The sequence below is a fragment of the Seonamhaeicola algicola genome (assembly GCF_007997385.1).
Taxonomy (GTDB): Bacteria; Bacteroidota; Bacteroidia; order Flavobacteriales; family Flavobacteriaceae; genus Seonamhaeicola; species Seonamhaeicola algicola.
This window is the reverse complement of sequence record NZ_VOSC01000025.1, coordinates 557,340-578,768: the sequence shown is the minus strand read 5'-3', so window position 1 is coordinate 578,768 and position 21,429 is coordinate 557,340. Positions and strand designations below refer to the sequence as shown.

13 protein-coding genes are annotated in these 21,429 nt (G+C 34.5%); 9 read left to right on the top strand and 4 right to left on the bottom strand.

Annotated features, from left to right (window positions below):
* Positions 1–130 precede the first annotated feature (130 nt).
* Entirely contained in the window at positions 131–3,793 is a 3,663-nt protein-coding gene (gene purL, locus FUA26_RS11200; RefSeq protein ID WP_147135891.1) for a phosphoribosylformylglycinamidine synthase, read from the top strand.
* Positions 3,794–3,926: 133 nt separating this feature from the next.
* Here the strand turns inward: purL and FUA26_RS11195 are convergent, their stop codons facing one another.
* From FUA26_RS11195 to pflB, 3 genes are all read right to left on the bottom strand, one after another.
* Entirely contained in the window at positions 3,927–5,429 is a 1,503-nt protein-coding gene (locus FUA26_RS11195; RefSeq protein WP_147135888.1) for a DUF3360 family protein, read from the bottom strand.
* A gap of 12 nt (positions 5,430–5,441) precedes the next feature.
* Positions 5,442–6,164: a pyruvate formate-lyase-activating protein gene (pflA, locus tag FUA26_RS11190; RefSeq protein WP_246109127.1), complete on the bottom strand. Its 723-nt coding sequence runs from the start codon at positions 6,162–6,164 to the stop codon at positions 5,442–5,444.
* A 102-nt stretch (positions 6,165–6,266) separates the two neighbouring features.
* Positions 6,267–8,492 carry a formate C-acetyltransferase gene (pflB, locus tag FUA26_RS11185; RefSeq protein WP_147135883.1) on the bottom strand — a complete coding sequence of 742 codons (2,226 nt, stop codon included), beginning with the start codon at positions 8,490–8,492 and terminating at the stop codon, positions 6,267–6,269.
* A 265-nt stretch (positions 8,493–8,757) separates the two neighbouring features.
* On the opposite strand from pflB, the gene FUA26_RS11180 reads away from it, so the two are divergent.
* The 5 genes from FUA26_RS11180 (at position 8,758) to FUA26_RS11160 (ending at position 16,755) form a co-directional block, all read left to right on the top strand.
* A complete protein-coding gene (locus FUA26_RS11180; RefSeq protein WP_147135880.1) occupies positions 8,758–10,518 on the top strand; it encodes an AMP-dependent synthetase/ligase in 1,761 nt (586 codons plus the stop codon).
* A 157-nt stretch (positions 10,519–10,675) separates the two neighbouring features.
* Complete coding sequence (locus tag FUA26_RS11175; RefSeq protein WP_147135877.1) at positions 10,676–11,116, top strand: MarR family winged helix-turn-helix transcriptional regulator; 441 nt, start codon at positions 10,676–10,678, stop codon at positions 11,114–11,116.
* A 15-nt stretch (positions 11,117–11,131) separates the two neighbouring features.
* Positions 11,132–13,540, top strand: coding sequence for a 3-hydroxyacyl-CoA dehydrogenase/enoyl-CoA hydratase family protein (locus FUA26_RS11170; protein WP_147135875.1), 2,409 nt, complete (start codon positions 11,132–11,134; stop codon positions 13,538–13,540).
* Between the two features lie 80 nt (positions 13,541–13,620).
* Entirely contained in the window at positions 13,621–14,811 is a 1,191-nt protein-coding gene (locus FUA26_RS11165; protein ID WP_147135872.1) for an acetyl-CoA C-acyltransferase, read from the top strand.
* 138 nt (positions 14,812–14,949) lie between these two features.
* Positions 14,950–16,755, top strand: a complete 1,806-nt coding sequence (locus FUA26_RS11160; protein ID WP_147135869.1) for an acyl-CoA dehydrogenase family protein — start codon at positions 14,950–14,952, stop codon at positions 16,753–16,755.
* A gap of 88 nt (positions 16,756–16,843) precedes the next feature.
* Here the strand turns inward: FUA26_RS11160 and FUA26_RS11155 are convergent, their stop codons facing one another.
* Positions 16,844–17,692, bottom strand: coding sequence for a GIN domain-containing protein (locus FUA26_RS11155; protein WP_147135866.1), 849 nt, complete (start codon positions 17,690–17,692; stop codon positions 16,844–16,846).
* A gap of 124 nt (positions 17,693–17,816) precedes the next feature.
* Between FUA26_RS11155 and FUA26_RS11150 the strand changes: the two genes are divergently transcribed.
* The 3 genes from FUA26_RS11150 to FUA26_RS11140 all read left to right on the top strand — a co-directional run bounded on the left by FUA26_RS11150 (position 17,817) and on the right by FUA26_RS11140 (position 21,424).
* The gene (locus FUA26_RS11150; RefSeq protein ID WP_147135865.1) at positions 17,817–19,151 is read left to right on the top strand and encodes a M28 family peptidase; all 1,335 of its coding nucleotides are present in this window, start codon (positions 17,817–17,819) and stop codon (positions 19,149–19,151) included.
* Between the two features lie 61 nt (positions 19,152–19,212).
* Entirely contained in the window at positions 19,213–20,853 is a 1,641-nt protein-coding gene (locus FUA26_RS11145) for a M1 family metallopeptidase (RefSeq protein WP_147135862.1), read from the top strand.
* A gap of 4 nt (positions 20,854–20,857) precedes the next feature.
* A complete protein-coding gene (locus tag FUA26_RS11140; RefSeq protein WP_147135859.1) occupies positions 20,858–21,424 on the top strand; it encodes a YdeI/OmpD-associated family protein in 567 nt (188 codons plus the stop codon).
* Positions 21,425–21,429 lie beyond the last annotated feature (5 nt).

Sequence of the window (21,429 nt, the reverse complement as noted above, 5' to 3'; positions counted from 1 at the left end):
AGGCATCAACTTTAAATTGCTTGTTAAAAAACTGTTAATATCACTTTACCGTTTCCTTTAAAAAATCATCATCAAATAGCTAAAAAAATGTATTTTTGCCTTTTTAAAACGCAATCGTAATACACTACAAATGATTCATTTCTTCGGAAACCAAAACAGTAAGGTTTTTGCTGTTCAAGCAACAAAAGAATTTACACCAGAAACTATTTCAAAATTAACATGGTTATTTGGCAACCAGCCTAAAATAGAGCAAGCATCAATTGATGCTTTTTTTGTTGGCCCACGTGCAGCCATGATAACACCTTGGAGTACAAACGCTGTTGAAATAACCCAAAACATGGGTATTGAGGGCATTATTCGCATTGAAGAATTCACTGCCGTTACTGAAGATTTTAAAGGCTATGACCCGATGATTTCAGAAAAATTCAAAGGGTTAAACCAAGAGTCATTCACCATAAATATTGAACCAGAACCCATTTTAAACATTGACGATATTGCCGCTTATAATGTACAAGAAGGCTTATCATTAAGTGATGAAGAAGTGGCGTATTTAGAAGGTGTTGCAAAAAAAATTGGCAGACCATTAACTGATTCTGAAGTTTTTGGATTTTCGCAAGTAAACAGTGAGCACTGTCGTCACAAAATATTTAACGGAACATTTGTAATTGACGGTGAAGAAAAACCAACATCGTTATTTAAATTAATTAGAAAAACATCAGAAGCAAATCCTAATGATATTGTTTCGGCATATAAAGATAACGTGGCTTTTATAAAAGGCCCAAAAGTGGAACAATTTGCACCAAAACGTGCCGATATTCCAGATTTTTACACAACCAAAGATTTTGATTCGGTAATTTCAATAAAAGCCGAAACGCACAACTTCCCTACTACGGTTGAGCCTTTTAACGGTGCTGCAACAGGTTCGGGTGGTGAAATTCGCGACCGTTTAGCTGGCGGAAAAGGATCTATTCCTTTAGCCGGAACTGCGGTTTACATGACGTCTTACTCACGTTTAGAAGAAAATCGCCCTTGGGAACAAGCAGTTAAAGAGCGTAATTGGCTATACCAAACCCCAATGGATATTTTAATTAAAGCCAGTAATGGTGCTTCAGATTTTGGTAACAAATTCGGGCAGCCACTTATTACAGGTTCGGTATTAACGTTTGAACATGAAGAGGAAGCACGCAAACTTGGATTTGATAAAGTGATTATGCTTGCAGGTGGCATTGGTTATGGTAAAGCTGACCAAGCCTTGAAAGATACGCCTAAGAAAGACGACAAAGTGGTTATTCTTGGTGGTGAAAACTACCGTATTGGTATGGGCGGCGCAGCAGTTTCCAGTGCCGACACAGGTGAGTTTGAATCGGGTATTGAGCTTAATGCCGTACAACGTTCTAATCCAGAAATGCAAAAACGTGCTGCAAATGCGGTTCGTGGTATGGTAGAAAGTGATGAAAACTTTATCGTTTCTATTCATGATCATGGTGCTGGCGGTCATTTAAACTGTTTAAGCGAATTGGTTGAAGAAACTGGCGGACATATAGATTTAGACAAATTACCAGTTGGAGACCCAACACTTTCTGATAAAGAAATTATTGGTAACGAGTCACAAGAGCGTATGGGACTTGTAATTGCTGAAAAGCATTTGGAAACCTTACAAAAAATTGCCGATAGAGAACGTTCGCCAATGTACACAGTTGGTAATGTTACCGGCGATCATAGATTTACATTCGAGTCTAAAACCAAAGGCAACAAACCTATGGATTTAGCTATGGAAGATATGTTTGGTAGCTCTCCAAAAACAATAATGACAGATAATACGGTTACACGAAACTATACCAATGTAGCTTACAATAAAAATAAATTTTACGATTATTTAGACCAATTGTTACAATTGGAAGCCGTAGCTTGTAAAGATTGGTTAACAAACAAAGTAGACCGATGCGTTGGTGGAAAAGTAGCTAAACAACAATGTGTTGGCCCATTACAAATACCATTAAACAACGTAGGCGTCATGGCTTTAGATTTTAAAGGAAAAGAAGGTATTGCTACATCTATTGGGCACTCGCCTATTTCTGGATTAATAGATCCGGTTGCTGGCAGTAGAAATTCTATCACCGAAGCCTTAACCAACATTATTTGGGCTCCTTTAAAAGACGGTTTAAAAAATGTATCACTTTCTGCAAACTGGATGTGGCCTTGTAAAAACGAAGGTGAAGATGCGCGTTTGTATGAAGCTGTTCAAGCAGTGTCAGAATTTGCTATTGGTTTAGGTGTGAATGTTCCAACAGGGAAAGATTCCCTATCCATGAAGCAAAAATATGCTAATGAAGAAGTTATTTCTCCTGGAACAGTTATCATTTCTGCTGGTGCAAACTGTACAGATATTACCAAAATAGTTGAACCTGTGTTACAAAAAAATGCTGGTGCTATTTATTACATCAACTTATCGCAAGACAACTTTAAATTAGGTGGTAGCTCATTTGCGCAAGTAGTAAACAAAATTGGTAACGAAGCGCCAACGGTTAAAAGTGCCGATTATGTAAAAACTGTTTTTAACACTATTCAGCAATTAATTTTAGATGAAAAAATTGTTGCAGGCCATGATGTAGCCTCAGGAGGATTAATAACAACACTTCTTGAATTATGTTTTGCTGATAATAATTTAGGTGCCGAATTAGATTTATCTGCTTTAGCTGAAAATGATTCGTTTAAATTATTATTTGCTGAAAATGCAGGACTAGTTATTCAAGCTGCTGATGCGTCTATTGAAACAGTTTTAGCTGAAGCTAATATTGAGTTTTTCAATATAGGAAACGTAACGGATGCTGATGTTTTAAGCGTTATTAATGGTACTGATGTATTTACTATGACTATTTCGCGTTTGCGCGATATGTGGTATAAAACGTCATTTTTACTAGATAAAAAACAAACAGCAAACGGTTTAGCAAAAGACCGTTTTGATAATTACAAAAACCAACCATTACAGTTTGAATTTCCAATGCATTTTACAGGAAAACTTCCTGAAATAAACAACCTCAACCCTAGACCAAAAGCAGCCATACTTCGTGAAAAAGGAAGTAACTCTGAACGCGAAATGGCGAATGCTATGTATTTAGCTGGTTTTGATGTAAAAGATGTGCACATGACCGATTTAATTTCGGGGCGTGAAACTTTAGAAGATATTCAATTTTTAGGTGCTGTTGGTGGTTTCTCAAACTCTGATGTTTTGGGTTCTGCAAAAGGTTGGGCAGGTGCCATTAAATACAACAAAAAAGCAAATGAAGTAATAAAAAACTTCTTTGACAGAGAAGATACGCTTTCTGTTGGTATTTGTAATGGTTGTCAACTTTGGATGGAATTAGATTTAATAAACCCAGACCATGAGCAACATGGTAAAATGACACATAATAATTCTCATAAACACGAAAGTTCATTTACTTCAGTAAAAATACAAGAGAATAATTCTGTAATGCTATCTACTTTAGCAGGTAGTACTTTAGGTGTTTGGATTTCGCATGGAGAAGGCAAATTTAGTTTACCATACACTGAAGATAAATACCATATTGTTGCCAAATATGGTTACGAAGGATACCCTCATAACCCAAATGGCTCCGATTTTAACACCGCTATGATGACTGATAAAACAGGCCGTCATTTAGTAACTATGCCGCATATTGAGCGTTCAACATTTCAATGGAACTGGGCCAATTACCCAAATGGACGTAAAGACGAGGTTTCACCTTGGTTAGAAGCTTTTGTAAATGCTAGACTTTGGATTGAAAAACAATAATAATTTCATTTCAAAATAAAGAATAAAAACAAAAACCCCGGAGCTTTAAACTTATAGCTTCGGGGTTTTCAATAAAAAAAGAAAAAATGGAAGTTTTAGAAGTTTGAATTAAGCAAACTTCAGTTATTTATTTTTATAATAGAGCCTGTATACCATAGGTACCTTTTAACATACCTACCGTTAAAATTGCTGAAATACAAACAATTAAAATACTTAAAGGTATTACTAACTTATCTACAATTGATAAACTTTTAGCTCTATCCTTATCGCCTATTAAACCGTTATTATCTAAAAACATAGCTAATGCCCAAGCTAAAACAGGGTTTGTTACCATAGCTGTAAACACACAAATACCTGCTGCTTGCGCACAGGCACTACGCTTTACCATTTGCACACCAGCTTCTATCATAGGTAAAAATACACCTACTAACAAAGCTATGCATCTTACTGGTGGCCATACAGCTACATCCATTGGGCTACCTAATACAGCCACAGCCATAACCATTAACCCTAATAGAATGGCTCCACCAGGAATTGGTCTTTTAGCTATAGCAGCAGGTATCATATAGGTACCCCATGATGATGTTATGTTACCACCACCAACAGCAGTACCTACCATTTGGCGTATAGAACACATGGTCATGGTATCATCTACATCCATTAAAACCTTTTCGGTTTTTTTTGGGTAATTCATTTCCTGAAAAATTCTATGTCCTAAAAAATCTGGAGACCACATAGCCACTGCCAAAATTGCAAATGGTAAAGACGCTATAAAATGTTGTGCATTAGGTAAACCAAGCATCCAACCTTCTTCTGTGCTACCCCACCAATGTACCGGATTAAGATTAGGCAAGCCCATTTGTGTGGTAAACTGCAAATCAAAACTAGCACCACCAATTAACGCAATTATTAATGCTGTAATGGCACAAGCAGGTATAGCTAACCAACGTTTATCAATTCTTGCTAAATAGCTGTAGAGTATTACCGTAACCGCTAAAATTACCAACCCTAAAAAGCCCATAGAACCCGCTTGTACAGTTGAAGATTCTAGCCCCATACCCCATGTTTGCATGGTTTGTATTTGACTTAAAGCTCCTGTAAATCCTAAAAATATTAGTAACCCACCAGCAACTCCTTTACTTGTTAAATTAACAAGACGTGAACCTCCTTTAAAAATACTTAGCAATAACCCTAATATCCCTATTAAAATGGCTAATGCTAAAGGGTGTGCTCCTGCCAAAGCAATACTTGCTATTAGAGGAATCATGGGCCCATGGTTACCAGCTAAATTAGCTCTTGGATTTATAAAACCTGATGCTAATACAACAAATAACAGAGCTGGAATAAGCATTTCTACTCTTGAAACTTCAATAGCAAATTCTTTACCTAAAGTTACGTGGTCCCAAGCTTCGGTTAAACCTTTAGCCCACGCCATCATAACAGATGAGTACATGGCAATTATACCTAAAGTTCCAGCTAATGCGGGTACTAAATCTTCAAACTCAAATCTAAAATCTCTACCTGGCAGATTTAACCTATAACGTTTAGGTTTCATAATTTGCAGCTCATGGTCTAAATAATCTGACCTAGTTTCAAATTCTGATGCGGGTTTATGTTGTTCTTTGTATGATTTCATTTTACATACTTTTTAATTCACTTTTACTTCTTTAAAATAAAGTTGTAAAATATTAACAGCACTTTCAATTTCGGCTTCTGTATTCTCTCTAGCATCATGCAATTGATATTGCCACTCTAGTTTTTCCCATTTATGTACACCTAATTTATGGTATGGCTGTAGCTCTATTTTCTCTATTGTTTTATAGTTTTTAAAGTACTTTCCCATGGCATGCAATAACTCTGGTGTATTTGTTAACTCTGGAATTAATACATAACGTAACCACATAGGCTTGCCTGAAGCCTCTCTATACTTAGCAAAATTGAAAGTTGTTGTGTTATTTTTTTGCCCTGTAATCATTTGGTAACCATCTTCATGCATGTGCTTAATATCTAACATTACCAAATCTGCGTAATCATCTAATAACTGTTCTGTAAAATGGTTTAACACCCTACCGTTAGTATCAATATTAGTATGAATTCCTTCTGCTTTTAAGCACTGGAAAAAATGAATTAACTCTTTTGATTGTAACAAAGGCTCACCACCTGAAACGGTAACACCACCTTCTTTACCAAAATAAGGCTTCATATTTATGGCTCGTTTTACCAAATTTTCAATAGGTATTTCTGTGCCACCATGCGTATCAATAGTATCTGGGTTGTGGCAATACAAACATTTAAGTTTACAGCCTTGTAAAAACACCACCATACGTATACCAGGACCATCATGGGTGCCAAAAGACTCAACAGAGTGCACTCTTAATGTGTTTTCTAAAGTTTTGATAACATGTACTTTTATGAGAACTTCCGATGGGTGTTTTTGCCTTCGGAAGTTCTTGTTTTTGACTAATTCTAAAAACTACATAGACTCGTGGAACGATCTTGTAATAACTTCTAATTGCTGCTCTCTAGTTAATCTTATAAAATTTACAGCATAGCCTGAAACACGTATTGTTAATTGCGGATACGCTTCAGGGTTTTCCATAGCATCCATTAGTGTTTCTTTATTAAGCACGTTAACATTTAAGTGTTGCGCATTTTTTTCAAAATAACCATCTAACATAGCGGTTAAGTTGTCTATTCTATCTTCTTGTGAAGCACCTAATGATTTTGGTACTATTGAGAAGGTATTTGAAATACCATCTTGAGAATCTTCATAATCAATTTTAGCTACGGAATTTAAAGATGCCACCGCACCATGAGAGTCGCGCCCATGCATTGGGTTAGCGCCAGGAGCAAAAGGTACACCTTTAGCTCTACCATCGGGTGTAGCGCCTGTTTTTTTACCATATACTACGTTTGATGTTATGGTTAGCACAGATAATGTTGGTGCTGCATTTTTATAAACAGGCAATTGTTTTAGCTCATTATTAAAATCTCTAACAGCATCATGAGCAAACACATCTACTCTATCATCATCATTTCCGTATTTAGGAAAATCGCCTTCGATTTCAAAATCTACTGTTAAACCCTCTTCATTTCTAATAGGTTTTACTTTTGCATATTTAATTGCAGAAAGAGAATCTGCTACAATAGATAAACCTGCAATACCATAAGCAATATTAATATCTGGGTTGGTATCAATTAAAGCCATTTGTGCTTTTTCGTAGTAGTATTTATCGTGCATGTAGTGAATAATATTCATAGAATCATTGTATACACGTGCTACTTCTTTCATAGCTATTTTAAAATTAGCCATTACTTTATTAAAATCTAAATACTCACAGTTACAAGGCTCTATACCCTTAACCATTTGCGTACCTGTATTTTCACAGCGTCCGCCATTAATAGCTAATAATAATGTTTTAGCTAAGTTAGTACGTGCACCAAAAAACTGAATTTGTTTTCCTAAGGCTTGGTATGATACGCAGCAAGCAATACCGTAATCATCAGATCCTCTTAAAGTGCGCATCATATCATCATTTTCAAATTGAATTGACGATGTGTCAATAGCTACTTTAGCACAGAATTTTTTAAAGTTTTCTGGTAAATTACTAGACCAAAGAATGGTAATATTTGGCTCTGGCGAAGGCCCTAAATTATAAAGTGTATTTAAAAAACGGAATGATGTTTTTGTAACCTTGGTTCTGCCATCTTCAAACATACCTCCAATAGCTTCGGTAACCCAAGTAGGATCTCCGGCAAAAATTTCATCGTAGGCTGCCATACGTAAGTGGCGCACCATACGTAATTTCATAACAAACTGATCTATATATTCTTGTGCTTCGTTTTCAGTAATTACACCTTCTTGTAAATCATTTTCTATATAAATATCTAAAAATGTAGACACATTACCTAAAGACATAGCTGCACCATCTTGCTCTTTAACTGCAGCTAAATAGCCCATGTAGGTCCATTGCACAGCTTCACGAGCGTTTTCAGCCGGACGTGATAAATCAAGGTTGTACTTTTTACCCATTTCTATCATGTCTTTTAAAGCCTTCATTTGGTCTGATACTTCTTCGCGCAAGCGTATTACGGCATCAGTCATTGGGCCTGTTATAGCTTTTAAATCGGCTTTTTTTGCTTCAATTAAAGCATTAATACCATAAAGCGCTACACGGCGGTAATCGCCAATAATTCTACCACGTGCATAGTTATCAGGCAGCCCCGTTAAAAGTCCGTTTGAACGAAATTTTCTAATTTCGGCATTATATGCAGCAAAAACACCATCATTATGTGATTTTACATATTTGCTAAACAATTCTGAAACCGTATCACTAGCTACTAAACCATGCTCACTTAAAGCTTTTTGCACTACTTTAAAACCTCCAAAAGGTTTCATGGCACGTTTTAAAAGCATATCGGTTTGCAAACCAACAATTACTTCATTTTCTTTATCAATATAACCTGCATCAAAATTATTTACTCCAGAAATAGTTTCTGTATCAACAGCTCTTACACCATTATTTTGTCGTTCTTCTTTGGCCGCTTCTAAACAAATGTCCCAAAGTTTTTTTGTGCGCTGTGTAGGCCCCACTAAAAAAGTGGCATCTCCGTAATATGATGTAATATTGTTTATTACAAAATTTCTAACATCAATTTTTTCATTCCAAACACCCGCTCTAAATGCTTTAACTTCCATAATATTTCTTTTTAAAATGAGTAACTAGTATTTAACAAGTTCAAATTTATAACTGAATATTAAGCATTTAGATGACATTTGTCATGTATGCATTAATTAATGTAATGCATAAAAAACACATTATTAAATTATCATTTTACTAAAAAAACAACTAATTTGTTTGTATTTTAACAAAACAAAATCGCATACTTTAACACATTATTATTAACAGAGCTATTGTAATTTTTATTTATTTTTATATTTTGGTGCTCCACATTGAAAAAAGATGACAGAGATTAATAGAATTTTTGATTTTCCTCATTACCAACTTGAGAAATTCAATTTAGAAAAAGCATTCACTTCAAAATACAACGGTAAATGGGAAAGTATATCTACCCAAGAATACATAAACCAATACAATAAATTAAGTAGAGGTTTGCTTAGGTTAGGTGTACAACCCAATGAAAAAATTGCCGTTATATCAACCACCAATAGAACCGAGTGGAATATTTTAGATATGGCTGTATTACAAATTGGCGCCCAAAATGTACCTATTTACCCTACCATTTCTAAAGAAGATTATCAGTACGTACTATCGCACTCTGAAGCTACTTACTGTTTTGTATCAGATGAAACTGTATTAGAAAAGCTTAATCCTATAAAAGGAAATACTAAACTTAAGGCCGTTTATACCTTTGATGATATTGCTGGAGAAAAAAGCTGGAAAGATGTATTAAATTTAGGTGAAGATGATAGCAACCAAAACGAAATTGAGACCAGAAAAAGCAATGTTAAAAGTGATGATTTAGCTACTTTAATTTACACATCGGGTACTACCGGCACACCAAAAGGTGTTATGCTATCTCACAAAAACTTAGTTTCAAATGTTATTGATAGTTCACCACGTGTGCCCATGGAAAACGGTAAAGCCAAAGCACTAAGCTTTTTACCAGTGTGCCATGTTTTTGAGCGTATGATACTTTATTTATATCAATTTTGCGGTATTGAAATTTACTTTGCCGAAAGTATTGAAACCATTAGTGATAATTTAAAAGAAATTAAACCTAATGTAATGACCGCCGTTCCTAGACTTTATGAAAAAGTATACGATAAAATTATTGCAAAAGGCACAGAACTAACTGGCATAAAAAAAGCCCTGTTTTTTTGGGCTGTAAATTTAGGCTTAAAATTTGAACCCTACGGCGCCAACGGGTGGTGGTACGAATTTAAACTAAAAATTGCCAGAAAACTTATTTTTAGCAAATGGAAAGAAGGCTTAGGTGGCAACCTTGGTACATTAGTATCAGGTAGTGCCGCATTACAACCAAGATTAATTAGAATTTTTTCGGCTGCTGAAATGCCTATTCTTGAGGGTTACGGGCTTACCGAAACATCACCTGTAATATCTGTAAACTGCCCTTTTAATAAAGGAATAAAAATTGGCACCGTTGGAAGAGTTATTGATAATGTTGAAGTTAAAATTGCCGATGATGGTGAAATTCTTGTAAAAGGCAACAACGTTATGATGGGCTACTACAAAGACCCAGAACGTACAGCTCAAGTTATTTCAAACGGTTATTTCCATACCGGAGACATTGGAGAGTTAAGTAACGACAACTTCTTAAAAATAACAGACCGTAAAAAAGATATGTTTAAAACCTCTGGCGGTAAATATGTAATACCTGCCCTATTAGAAAATGAGTTTAAACAATCACGTTTCATAGAACAAATAATGGTTATTGGCGAAGGCGAAAAAATGCCTGCTGCACTTATTCAAATAAATTTTGAATTTGTTGAAGAATGGGCACGCCGCCACAACATTTCAAACCAAAACTTAATTGAAAACCCGCAACTAAAAGAACGTATTCAAGAAGAAATTAACGAAGCCAACAAAAACTTTGGCAAATGGGAACAAATAAAAAAGTTTGAAATTACACCTGATGTTTGGACTATTGATGATGGCTTACTTACCCCAACCATGAAAATGAAACGTAAAGCCATTAAGGAAAAATACTCCAATTTAATTGAACAAATTTACAGAAGCTAACACATACTTACTGTTAATTAATACTAAATCAAACAATTAAAACACACAACTAAATGCTTTACAAAACTGTAAGGCATTTTTCATTTTATAAATTAATTTAAAAAAATACTATGCATGCATAGTATTTTTTTATATATTTGAAATATAAGAACTAACCATGAGGGATAAAACAATTGATTATGTACTAAGAACAACATGGCTAACTGTTCAAAAAATGTACAATGAAGAAGCCGCAAAGTTTGATAGCACAATGGCAACAGGATTTACATTGTTAAGTATAGACCCAGAAAATGGCACACCATCAACCGCTTTAGGACCTAAAATGGGAATGGAAGCCACAAGCCTCTCAAGAATACTTAAAACAATGGAAAAAAAAGGGTTAATTGAAAGACATCCAAACCCTGATGACGGCAGAGGTGTTTTAATTCACCTAACAGACTTTGGCAAAGAAAAAAGAACGTATTCAAAAGACCGCGTTTTAACTTTTAACAATACTATAAAAGAAAGTATTGCTGAAGATAAACTAAACAACTTTTATGAAGTTGCAGAGTTAATTTTAGATATGGTTTCAAACAAAAAAATTTACACTAAAAAGTAATTAGACTAAACAAGAATGAGCAAACGAATTATTAAAAAAATTGCAGTAATTGGTTCTGGTATTATGGGTAGTGGTATTGCATGCCATTTTGCCAATATTGGTGTTGAAGTGCTACTTCTAGACATTGTACCACGCGAACTAAATGATGCTGAAAAAGCTAAAGGATTAACTTTAGAGCATAAAATAGTTAGAAACAGGCTTGTAAATGATGCATTAACAAAAGCCTTAAAATCTAAACCATCACCTATTTATCATCAAAAATTTGCCAACAGAATTACTACTGGTAATTTAGAAGATGATATTGCTAAAGTAAAAGATGTAGATTGGATTATTGAAGTAGTTGTTGAACGTTTAGACATTAAGAAAAAGGTATTTGAAAATCTTGAAAAGCACCGTACACCAGGCACTTTAATTACATCAAACACATCGGGCATTCCTATAAAATTTATGAGCGAAGGCCGTAGCGAAGATTTTCAAAAACACTTCTGTGGTACACACTTTTTTAACCCAGCAAGATATTTAAAACTGTTTGAAATCATTCCTGGCCCTAAAACCAATCAGTCTGTACTAGATTTCTTAAATAATTACGGTGAACAATACTTAGGTAAAACATCAGTAGTTGCTAAAGATACACCGGCTTTTATAGGAAACCGTATTGGTATTTTTGGTATTCAATCGTTATTTCACCAAGTAAAAGCTTTAGATTTAACAATTGAAGAAGTTGATAAACTTACAGGCCCAGTAATAGGCAGGCCAAAATCTGCAACCTTCAGAACGGTTGATGTTGTTGGTTTAGATACCCTTGTACATGTTGCAAATGGTATTTATGAAAATTGCCCTAATGACGAAGCTCATGAGCTTTTCAAACTACCCAATTTTATTACAACCATGATGGATAACAAATGGTTAGGTAGTAAAACAGGACAAGGCTTTTACAAAAAAGTAAAAAATGATGATGGTAAAAGTGAAATTTTATCACTAGACCTCAACACACTAGAATACAGAAGTAAAAAGCGCGCCCAATTTCCTACGTTAGAATTAACAAAATCTATTGAAAAAGTAATTGATAGGTTCAAAATATTAGTGTCTGGTAAAGACAAAGCGGGTGAGTTTTACAGAAAAAACTTTGCAGCTATGTTTGCTTATGTATCAAACAGAGTGCCCGAAATTACTGATGAATTTTATAAAATAGATGATGCCATGAAAGCTGGCTTTGGCTGGGAACATGGCCCTTTTCAAATTTGGGATGCTATTGGCGTTGAAAAAGGTATAGAAATAATGAAAGCTGAAGGTGTAGCTCCTGCTGCTTGGGTAAATGACATGCTAGCTTCGGGTAGTAAATCATTTTACACCGTACAAAACGGCGCTACTTACTTTTATGATATCCCTTCAAAAAAACAGGTAAAAAAACCTGGGCAAGATGCTTTCATCATTTTAGATAACATCCGAAAATCAAACGAAGTATTTAAAAACTCTGGAGTTGTTATTGAAGATTTGGGTGATGGAATTTTAAATTGTGAATTCCAAAGTAAAATGAATACCATAGGAGGCGATGTTTTAACAGGATTAAATAAAGCCATTGATTTGGCCGAAAAAGATTTTGAAGGATTAGTTATAGGAAACCAAGGCGCTAATTTTTCAGTAGGTGCCAATATTGGTATGATTTTCATGATGGCTGTAGAGCAAGAATATGATGAATTAAACGGAGCTATTAAATATTTCCAAGATACCATGATGCGTATGCGTTACTCATCTATTCCTACAGTTGCAGCACCACATGGCATGACACTTGGTGGTGGTTGTGAGTTATCACTTCATGCCGATAAAGTAGTAGCTGCAGCTGAAACTTATATTGGCTTAGTTGAATTTGGTGTGGGCGTTATACCTGGCGGTGCTGGATCTAAGGAAATGGCGCTTCGTGCCTCAGATTCATTTAGTAAAGGTGATGTTCAACTTAATGTACTACAAGAGTATTTCTTAACCATTGGTATGGCAAAAGTATCAACATCTGCATATGAAGCCTTTGATTTGGGTATTCTCCAAAAAGGAAAAGATGTAGTTATTGTTAATAAAGACCGCCAAATTGCTACAGCAAAGGCACACGCTAAATTAATGGCAAATGCAGGCTATACACAACCTATTAAGCGTAAAGATGTAAAAGTACTTGGTAAACAAGCTTTAGGTATGTTTTTAGTAGGAACAGACTCTATGGAGGCTAGCAACTACATTAGTGAGCACGACCAAAAAATAGCTAACAAATTAGCCTATGTAATGGCCGGTGGTGATTTATCTGAACCAACGCTAGTAACTGAACAATACTTACTAGATTTAGAAAGAGAAGCCTTTTTAAGCTTGTGTACAGAACGTAAAACCTTAGAACGCATACAGCACATGTTAAAAACTGGTAAACCATTACGCAATTAAAAATACCAGTTATTAGTTGATAAGTTTTAAATGATGAGATTTTCACTAAAAACTAATACTAAAAACTAAAACTTTAAAAAATGAAAACAGCATATATAGTAAAAGCATACAGAACAGCCGTAGGTAAAGCACCAAAAGGACTGTTTAGGTTCAAAAGAACCGATGAACTTGCTGCCGAAACCATTCAATATATGATGAATGAACTTCCGCAGTTAGACAAATCAAGAATTGATGATGTTATTGTTGGTAACGCAATGCCCGAAGGTTCACAAGGTTTAAACATGGCACGTTTAATTTCTTTAATGGGATTAAACAGTGTTGATGTTCCGGGTGTAACCGTAAACAGGTTTTGCTCCTCTGGAGTTGAAACTATTGCCATTGCAACAGCTAAAATACAATCTGGAATGGCCGATTGTATTATTGCTGGTGGCGCTGAAAGCATGAGTGCCGTACCCATGACAGGTTTTAAACCAGAACTTAATTATGACGTTGTTAAGGCAGGCCATGAAGATTATTATTGGGGCATGGGCAACACTGCTGAGGCTGTTGCAAACCAGTTTAAAGTATCAAGACAAGATCAAGATGAGTTTGCTTACAACTCACACATGAAAGCTTTAAGAGCCCAAGCCGAAAACAGATTTCAAGATCAAATTGTACCTATTGAAGTTGAACAAACGTTTATTGATGAAAACGGTAAAAAAGCTACCAAAAAATACACCGTAAATAAAGATGAAGGCCCAAGAAAAGGTACAAGTATTGAAGTTTTAGGAAAACTACGTCCTGTATTTGCGCAAGGAGGCAGTGTTACTGCTGGTAACTCATCACAAATGAGTGATGGTGCTGCATTTGTAATGGTTATGAGCGAAGCTATGGTAAAAGAATTAAACCTTGAGCCTATTGCTAGAATGGTAAACTATGCCGCTGCTGGTGTAGAGCCTCGCATTATGGGAATTGGCCCTGTAAAAGCCATTCCTAAAGCGCTTAAATTAGCAGGATTACAACAAAAAGATTTAGAATTAATTGAGCTAAACGAAGCTTTTGCTTCACAATCTTTGGCTGTTATAAGAGAGTTAAACTTAAATCCTGACATAATAAATGTTAATGGAGGCGCTATTGCCCTTGGGCATCCTTTGGGTTGTACAGGTGCAAAACTTTCAGTACAACTTTTTGATGAAATGAGTAAACGTAACATGAAAGGCAAGTATGGTGCTGTAACCATGTGCGTTGGAACGGGTCAAGGTGCTTGTGGTATATTTGAGTTTCTTTCATAAAAATACCATAAACTAAAAAAGACACTATTATTTGAATCAAATAATAATACCGAATAAAAAATTATTAATGTTTAATTAAAAATAATCCCAACTATTTTTCTCACCTTTTAAGGAAAGAAAAAGGGGAGTATGTAAAAAATGGAAGAAAAAGATATATTAAGAGGCGGACAATTTCTTGTAAAAGAATCAAACTGTGAAGATGTTTTCACTCCTGAAGATTTTAATGAAGACCAACTAATGATGAAAGAGGCTGTAACCGAATTTGTTGATAGAGAAATTTGGGCAAAAAAAGCACAATTTGAAAAGAAAGATTATGCATTAACAGAATCTTGTATGCGTAAAGCTGGTGAACTTGGTTTTTTAAGTGTAGCTGTTCCTGCTGAATATGGAGGCATGGGCATGGGCTTTGTAGATACCATGTTAGTATGTGATTATATTTCGGGTGCAACTGGGTCTTTCAGTACTGCATTTGGCGCACATACAGGTATTGGTACAATGCCAATTACACTTTATGGTTCTGAAGAACAAAAACAAAAATACGTACCTAAATTAGCTAGTGGAGAATGGTTTGGTTCTTACTGTTTAACAGAACCAAGTGCTGGTAGTGATGCCAACTCGGGTAAAACAAAAGCTGTACTTTCTGAAGATGGAAAAAGCTATAAAATTACAGGACAAAAAATGTGGATATCAAACGCAGGTTTCTGTAATTTAATGATTGTTTTTGCAAGAATTGAAGATGATAAATACATTACCGGATTTATAGTTGAGTATGACCCTGAAAACCCTAACGGAATTACTATGGGTGAAGAAGAACATAAACTTGGTATCCGTGCTTCTTCAACGCGTCAGGTATTTTTCAATGACACGGTTGTACCTGCAGAAAATATGCTTTCTACCAGAGGTAATGGTTTCAAAATTGCTATGAATGCATTAAATGTTGGTAGAATTAAGCTAGCTGCAGCTTGTTTAGATGCACAAAGAAGAACCATAACAGAATCAGTTAAATATGCTAATGAACGTATTCAATTTAAAACACCAATTTCTAGTTTTGGAGCCATTCGCCAAAAAATAGCTGAAATGGCAACTAATTGTTGGGTTGGTGAAGCTGCAAGTTACCGTGCTGCTAAAAAAATTGAAGACCGCATTGAACTTAGAAGAAACAACGGTAAAGATACACACCAAGAAGCTGAATTAAAAGGTGTTGAAGAATATGCTATTGAATGTTCTATTTTAAAAGTATCTGTTTCTGAGTTTGTACAAAAATGTACTGATGAAGGTATTCAAATTTTAGGCGGTATGGGCTTTTCTGAAGAAACACCTATGGAATCTGCTTGGAGAGATGCACGTATTGCTAGAATATATGAAGGTACCAATGAAATTAACCGTATGTTAAGTGTTGGTATGCTAATTAAAAAAGCTATGAAAGGGCATGTAGATGTATTAACACCTGCAATGGCTGTTAAAGATGAATTAATGGGTATTCCTTCTTTTGATACACCCGATTTTTCAGAATTATTTTCAGAAGAAAAAAGCATCATCAGAAACTTAAAAAAGTTATTTTTAATGGTAGCTGGTGCAGCTCTAGAAAAGTATGGTGAAAAAATTGAAGAGCAACAACAATTAATGCTTGCTTCGTCTGATATTTTAATTCAAATTTACTTGGCCGAATCAGCTATTTTACGCGCTGAGAAAATGGCTAAAAAAGAAGGCGAAGATAATGTTAAAGAACAAATTGCCATGGCTAAATTAAATCTTTTCCATGCTATTGATGTTATTGAAACTGCTGGAAAACACTCAATAATTTCATTCTCTTCGGGTGATGAGCAACGCATGATGCTTATGGGGCTAAAACGCTACATTAAATACGTTAACATGCCTAATATTATTAAATTAAGAAATATAATTGCTAATAAAGTAATTCAAGAAAATAAATACTGCTTTTAATTGTTAAAAGCATTTCTGACTAACTCAAAACAAAAAAGTCTTTACCAATGTGTAAAGACTTTTTTAATTAACAGCAAACTTGTTTATTCTATTCCTCTTGTTGTTTATTTTCTTTTTTTCTTAACACCGCATTGTTTTCAAATGCAATCAAATCTATAGCTGGTTTACCATAAATAACAGTTTCGGTATTGCCATAAGCTTCAATTGATAGTGTTTTAGCAACATTTATGGTTGTATTACATTTATCTTTTGTTAGTATTTCGGCATCATCTAAAAGTAAATTCTCAGCATTTAGTTTACTTGTTTCACTTAAATTAGCTGTTAATTTAGCACATCCTCCATCAATTAAAACATTGGCATGTTGCTTCAAATTAGTGGTTATTTCAGAACCCGTAACACGCCCAGTTAATTTAGCATTATCTTTAAGCAATAATGCTATTGTATTAGATGTAATACCTAAATTTGCTTTAGATTTTCCTTTACTTACATATTCAAATTTTTTTGATATTACATTAAAATTACTTTTTGTAAAATCACCTGCAACTACTTTTAAAGTATCTAATTTTAACGTAGTTAATGCTGTTAATTCTGCATTTCCTGTTAACTCAATTGTATTAAGCGCTTCAGTGTAAATAACTCTTACATCTAACATTTTACTAGATGTTATTTTATGGGTTGTTTGAAACTTTAGGCGGCCTTCAAATACATTAAATGCTATAACATCATGTAAATTACTATCTGTAATAATTTCAACTGACGGATCACATCCTTGTACTAAAGTTACCTTAAAATTATCACCAAAAGTTAATTTGGTAAAATACTGTACCTCACTCAATTGGTTAGTTACAACTCTATTTCCTTTTATTTTATCTTTATTTTGAGAATTGCATATAAAACAAAAAATTAAAAAAGCAGTTGACAAAATTTTTTTGGTCATTATTTTTGAGGGATCTTATTAAAAACTCAAATATATAAAACTGTTTAATGTATTAAAAGGCTACAACAGTTATGTTTTTGATACATTTTTTTATTTTCAGTATTTTTGATGTAAAACACGTATAATGAAACTCAAAACTCTTCTGCTTTTTCTATTATCAATAAGCGCATCATACAGCCAACAAAACCCTGAATTGTATAAAATTACAGAAGCTATTTCTGCTAAAAACATACAAAATGACATCCAAACACTTGTAAATTTTGGTACGCGCAATACTTTTAGCGATACACTTTCAAACACCCGTGGTATTGGTGCTGCCAGACGATGGATTAAACAAGAATTTGAAACTATTTCAAACAAATGCAATAACTGCTTAGAAGTCTTTTATCAAAAAGATTTTGTTACCAAAAAAGGGAATAACCGCGTACCACATGATGCATGGGTTGTTAACGTTGTAGCCATCCAAAAAGGTACTAAATACCCAAACAGATATGTAATTATGAGTGGAGATATAGACTCTCGTGCTAGTAATACTATGGATTTTACTACTGATGCTCCTGGAGCCAATGACAATGCTTCTGGTATGGCAGGAACTATAGAAGCTGCTAGAGTATTAAGTAAATACAGCTTTGAAAGCAGTATTGTTTACGTAGGCTTATCGGGTGAAGAACAAGGCTTATTTGGTGGTGCTGGTTTAGCAAAATATGCTAAAGACAATAACTGGGATATTATTGGGGTTTTAAACAATGATATGATTGGAAACATAAAGGGTGTTGATGGCGTTATTGACAACCGAACCTTTAGAATTTTTTCTGAACCTGTTCCGCCAACCGAAACAGAACGCCAACGTAAACTACGCCGTTTTTATGGTGGCGAAGTTGATGGTATTTCACGCCAGTTGGCTCGTTACATTCATAAAAACACAAAAACATACATGCCTGAAATGAACCCAATGATGGTTTACAGATTAGACAGGTTTGGTCGTGGCGGGCACCACCGTCCGTTTAACGATTTAGGTTTTGCAGGCATTCGCATTATGGAAGCTCATGAAAACTACACACAGCAACACCAAGATATTCGTGAAGAAAACGGCATTAAATACGGCGATGTTATTGAACACGTAAATTTTGATTACGCAAAAAAACTAACCGCTGTAAACGCAATTAACTTAGCAAGTTTAGCATGGGCACCACCTCAACCTAAAAATGTAGCTATTGGTGGTATAGTTGAAGCTTCAGCCAAATTTAAATGGACTAAAGTTGAAGGTGCAAAAGGTTATAAAATTTATTGGCGCGATACTACATCGCCAACATGGGATTATAGCAGGTATGTAGGCAATGTAACAGAATTTACACTAAATGGTATTGTTATTGATAATTTTTTCTTCGGAATTTCATCTGTTAATGAAAATGGTTTCGAAAGTACCGTAGCATTCCCTAATGCTGTATTTCAAAATTAAATTATATAATTTTTAACAAAGAACCCTTTGAGAAATAAATATTTTTGAGAAAATTCAAAATATGAAACATTTATACTTAGTCTTCATTTTATTATGTATTTCAGTAAATTCCATACAAGCGCAATTACTATCTGAAAGACATAATTTTACCAGACAAGATACGCTTCGCGGTAGCATAACACCAGAACGCGCTTGGTGGGATCTAACCTATTATCATTTAGATATTAAGGTAAACCCAGAGCAAAAATTCATATCTGGAAAAAACACCATAACATACAAAGTTTTAAAACCTCATATGGTAATGCAAATAGATTTGCAAACACCAATGAAACTCTTAAAAGCCACTCAAAATGGTAAAGAGCTTACTATAAAACATGAAGGGAATGCCCATTTTATTACTCTTAAAGACACACAAGAAATTAATGCTATTAATACAATTGATGTATTTTATGAAGGCCACCCACGTGAAGCGGTAAATGCCCCATGGGATGGTGGTATTTCATGGGATAAAGATGCCAACGGCAATCATTTTATAGCCTCTTCTTGTCAAGGTTTGGGCGCTAGTGTTTGGTGGCCCTGTAAAGACCACATGTATGATGAAGTTGAAGGCATGAAAATTAGCGTTAATGTTCCTGATAATTTAATGAATGTATCAAACGGCGTACTTATTAGCGAAGAACAATATGGTGATACAAAAACATACCGCTGGCTTGTAAAAAACCCTATAAATAACTACGGTGTTAATATAAATATTGCCGATTATGTTAGCTTTTCTGAAGTTTATGATGGTAAAGGTGGAAACCTAAAAATGAGTTACTACGTACTTAGAGATAATTTAGAAAAAGCTAAAGAACAATTTAAACAAGCACCAAAAACTATTGAAGCTTTTGAGCATTGGTTTGGGCAATATCCCTTTTATGCCGATGGTTATAAACTTGTTGAAGTACCCTATTTAGGCATGGAACACCAAAGCAGTGTTACGTATGGCAATAAATATAAAAACGGTTATTTAGGTAATGATTTATCAGGCTCTGGTTGGGGCTTAAAATTCGATTTTATTATTGTTCACGAAACCGGGCATGAATGGTTTGCAAATAATATTACCAATAAAGACATTGCTGATATGTGGATACACGAAAGTTTCACGGCATATTCTGAAAGCCTATATGTTGAGTACTATTTTGGTAAACAAGCTGGTGCTGAATATGTTGTTGGCACAAAACGTTCTGTAATAAATGACAGGCCCATGATAGGTAACTATAATGTAAACCATGAAGGCTCTGGTGATATTTATTACAAAGGCGCTAACATGCTGCACACCTTACGTCAATTAATTGAAGATGATGAAAAATGGCGCCAAATTTTAATTGGTTTAAATACCACGTTTTACCATCAAACAGTTACAACAAAACAAATTGAAGATTATTTAAGCCAGCAAACTAACATTGATTTAACTGCTTTTTTTAATCAGTATTTAAGAACAACTAAAATTCCTGATTTAGAATATACTATTGATGGAAAAAACCTTAAATACCGCTATAACAACATAGTTGACGGTTTTGATATGCCTATTAAAGTAATATTAAATGACACCAAACAATGGTTATACCCAAAAGCAGATTGGACTACTTTAAAAACTGAAAAAAAAATAACCAATTTTGAAGTAGATACTAACTTTTATATTGAAGCCAAAAAAAAATAACTTTTTGAAAGATTTACCTGAGCTTTATTTTGAACGTGATACTGATTGGTATGATTGGTTATTAAAACATCACAAAAAAGAAGAAGCCGTCTATTTAATTTTCTACAAATTAGAAACAAATATACCTACAATGCGATGGGAAGAAGCTGTAAAAGCAGCCCTTTGTTTTGGTTGGATAGATTCTACTGTAAAAAGTTTAGGCAATGGTAAGCGCAAACAATATTTTAGTAAACGTAAACCTAAAAGTTCTTGGAGTGCTTTAAACAAAAAATATATTAAAGAATTAGAAACATTGGGGTTAATTACAGAAGCTGGCTACAACGCTATAAATACAGCCAAAAACAATGGTGCATGGAGTGCAATGGGTACTGTTGAAAACGGCATTATTCCACATGAACTTCAAAAAGCATTTAATAAAAACCCCGAAGCCTTAAAAAACTATAAAAACTTTGCAAAAGGCTACCAAAAGCAATATTTATCATGGTTAAATAGCGCCAAACGCACAGAAACAAAACAAAAACGTATTACAGAAATCATTAAACTTTGTGAAGCTAACATTAAAACTCGTTAGTTAGT

Coding starts and splice junctions, on each gene's coding strand:
- pflB (WP_147135883.1), bottom strand. CDS start 8,492: ATGGAAGTTAAAGCATTTAGAGCGGGTGTTTGGAATGAAAAAATTGAT.
- FUA26_RS11155 (WP_147135866.1), bottom strand. CDS start 17,692: ATGACCAAAAAAATTTTGTCAACTGCTTTTTTAATTTTTTGTTTTATA.
- FUA26_RS11145 (WP_147135862.1), top strand. CDS start 19,213: ATGAAACATTTATACTTAGTCTTCATTTTATTATGTATTTCAGTAAAT.
- FUA26_RS11180 (WP_147135880.1), top strand. CDS start 8,758: ATGACAGAGATTAATAGAATTTTTGATTTTCCTCATTACCAACTTGAG.
- FUA26_RS11170 (WP_147135875.1), top strand. CDS start 11,132: ATGAGCAAACGAATTATTAAAAAAATTGCAGTAATTGGTTCTGGTATT.
- FUA26_RS11175 (WP_147135877.1), top strand. CDS start 10,676: ATGAGGGATAAAACAATTGATTATGTACTAAGAACAACATGGCTAACT.
- purL (WP_147135891.1), top strand. CDS start 131: ATGATTCATTTCTTCGGAAACCAAAACAGTAAGGTTTTTGCTGTTCAA.
- FUA26_RS11195 (WP_147135888.1), bottom strand. CDS start 5,429: ATGAAATCATACAAAGAACAACATAAACCCGCATCAGAATTTGAAACT.
- FUA26_RS11160 (WP_147135869.1), top strand. CDS start 14,950: ATGGAAGAAAAAGATATATTAAGAGGCGGACAATTTCTTGTAAAAGAA.
- FUA26_RS11150 (WP_147135865.1), top strand. CDS start 17,817: ATGAAACTCAAAACTCTTCTGCTTTTTCTATTATCAATAAGCGCATCA.
- FUA26_RS11165 (WP_147135872.1), top strand. CDS start 13,621: ATGAAAACAGCATATATAGTAAAAGCATACAGAACAGCCGTAGGTAAA.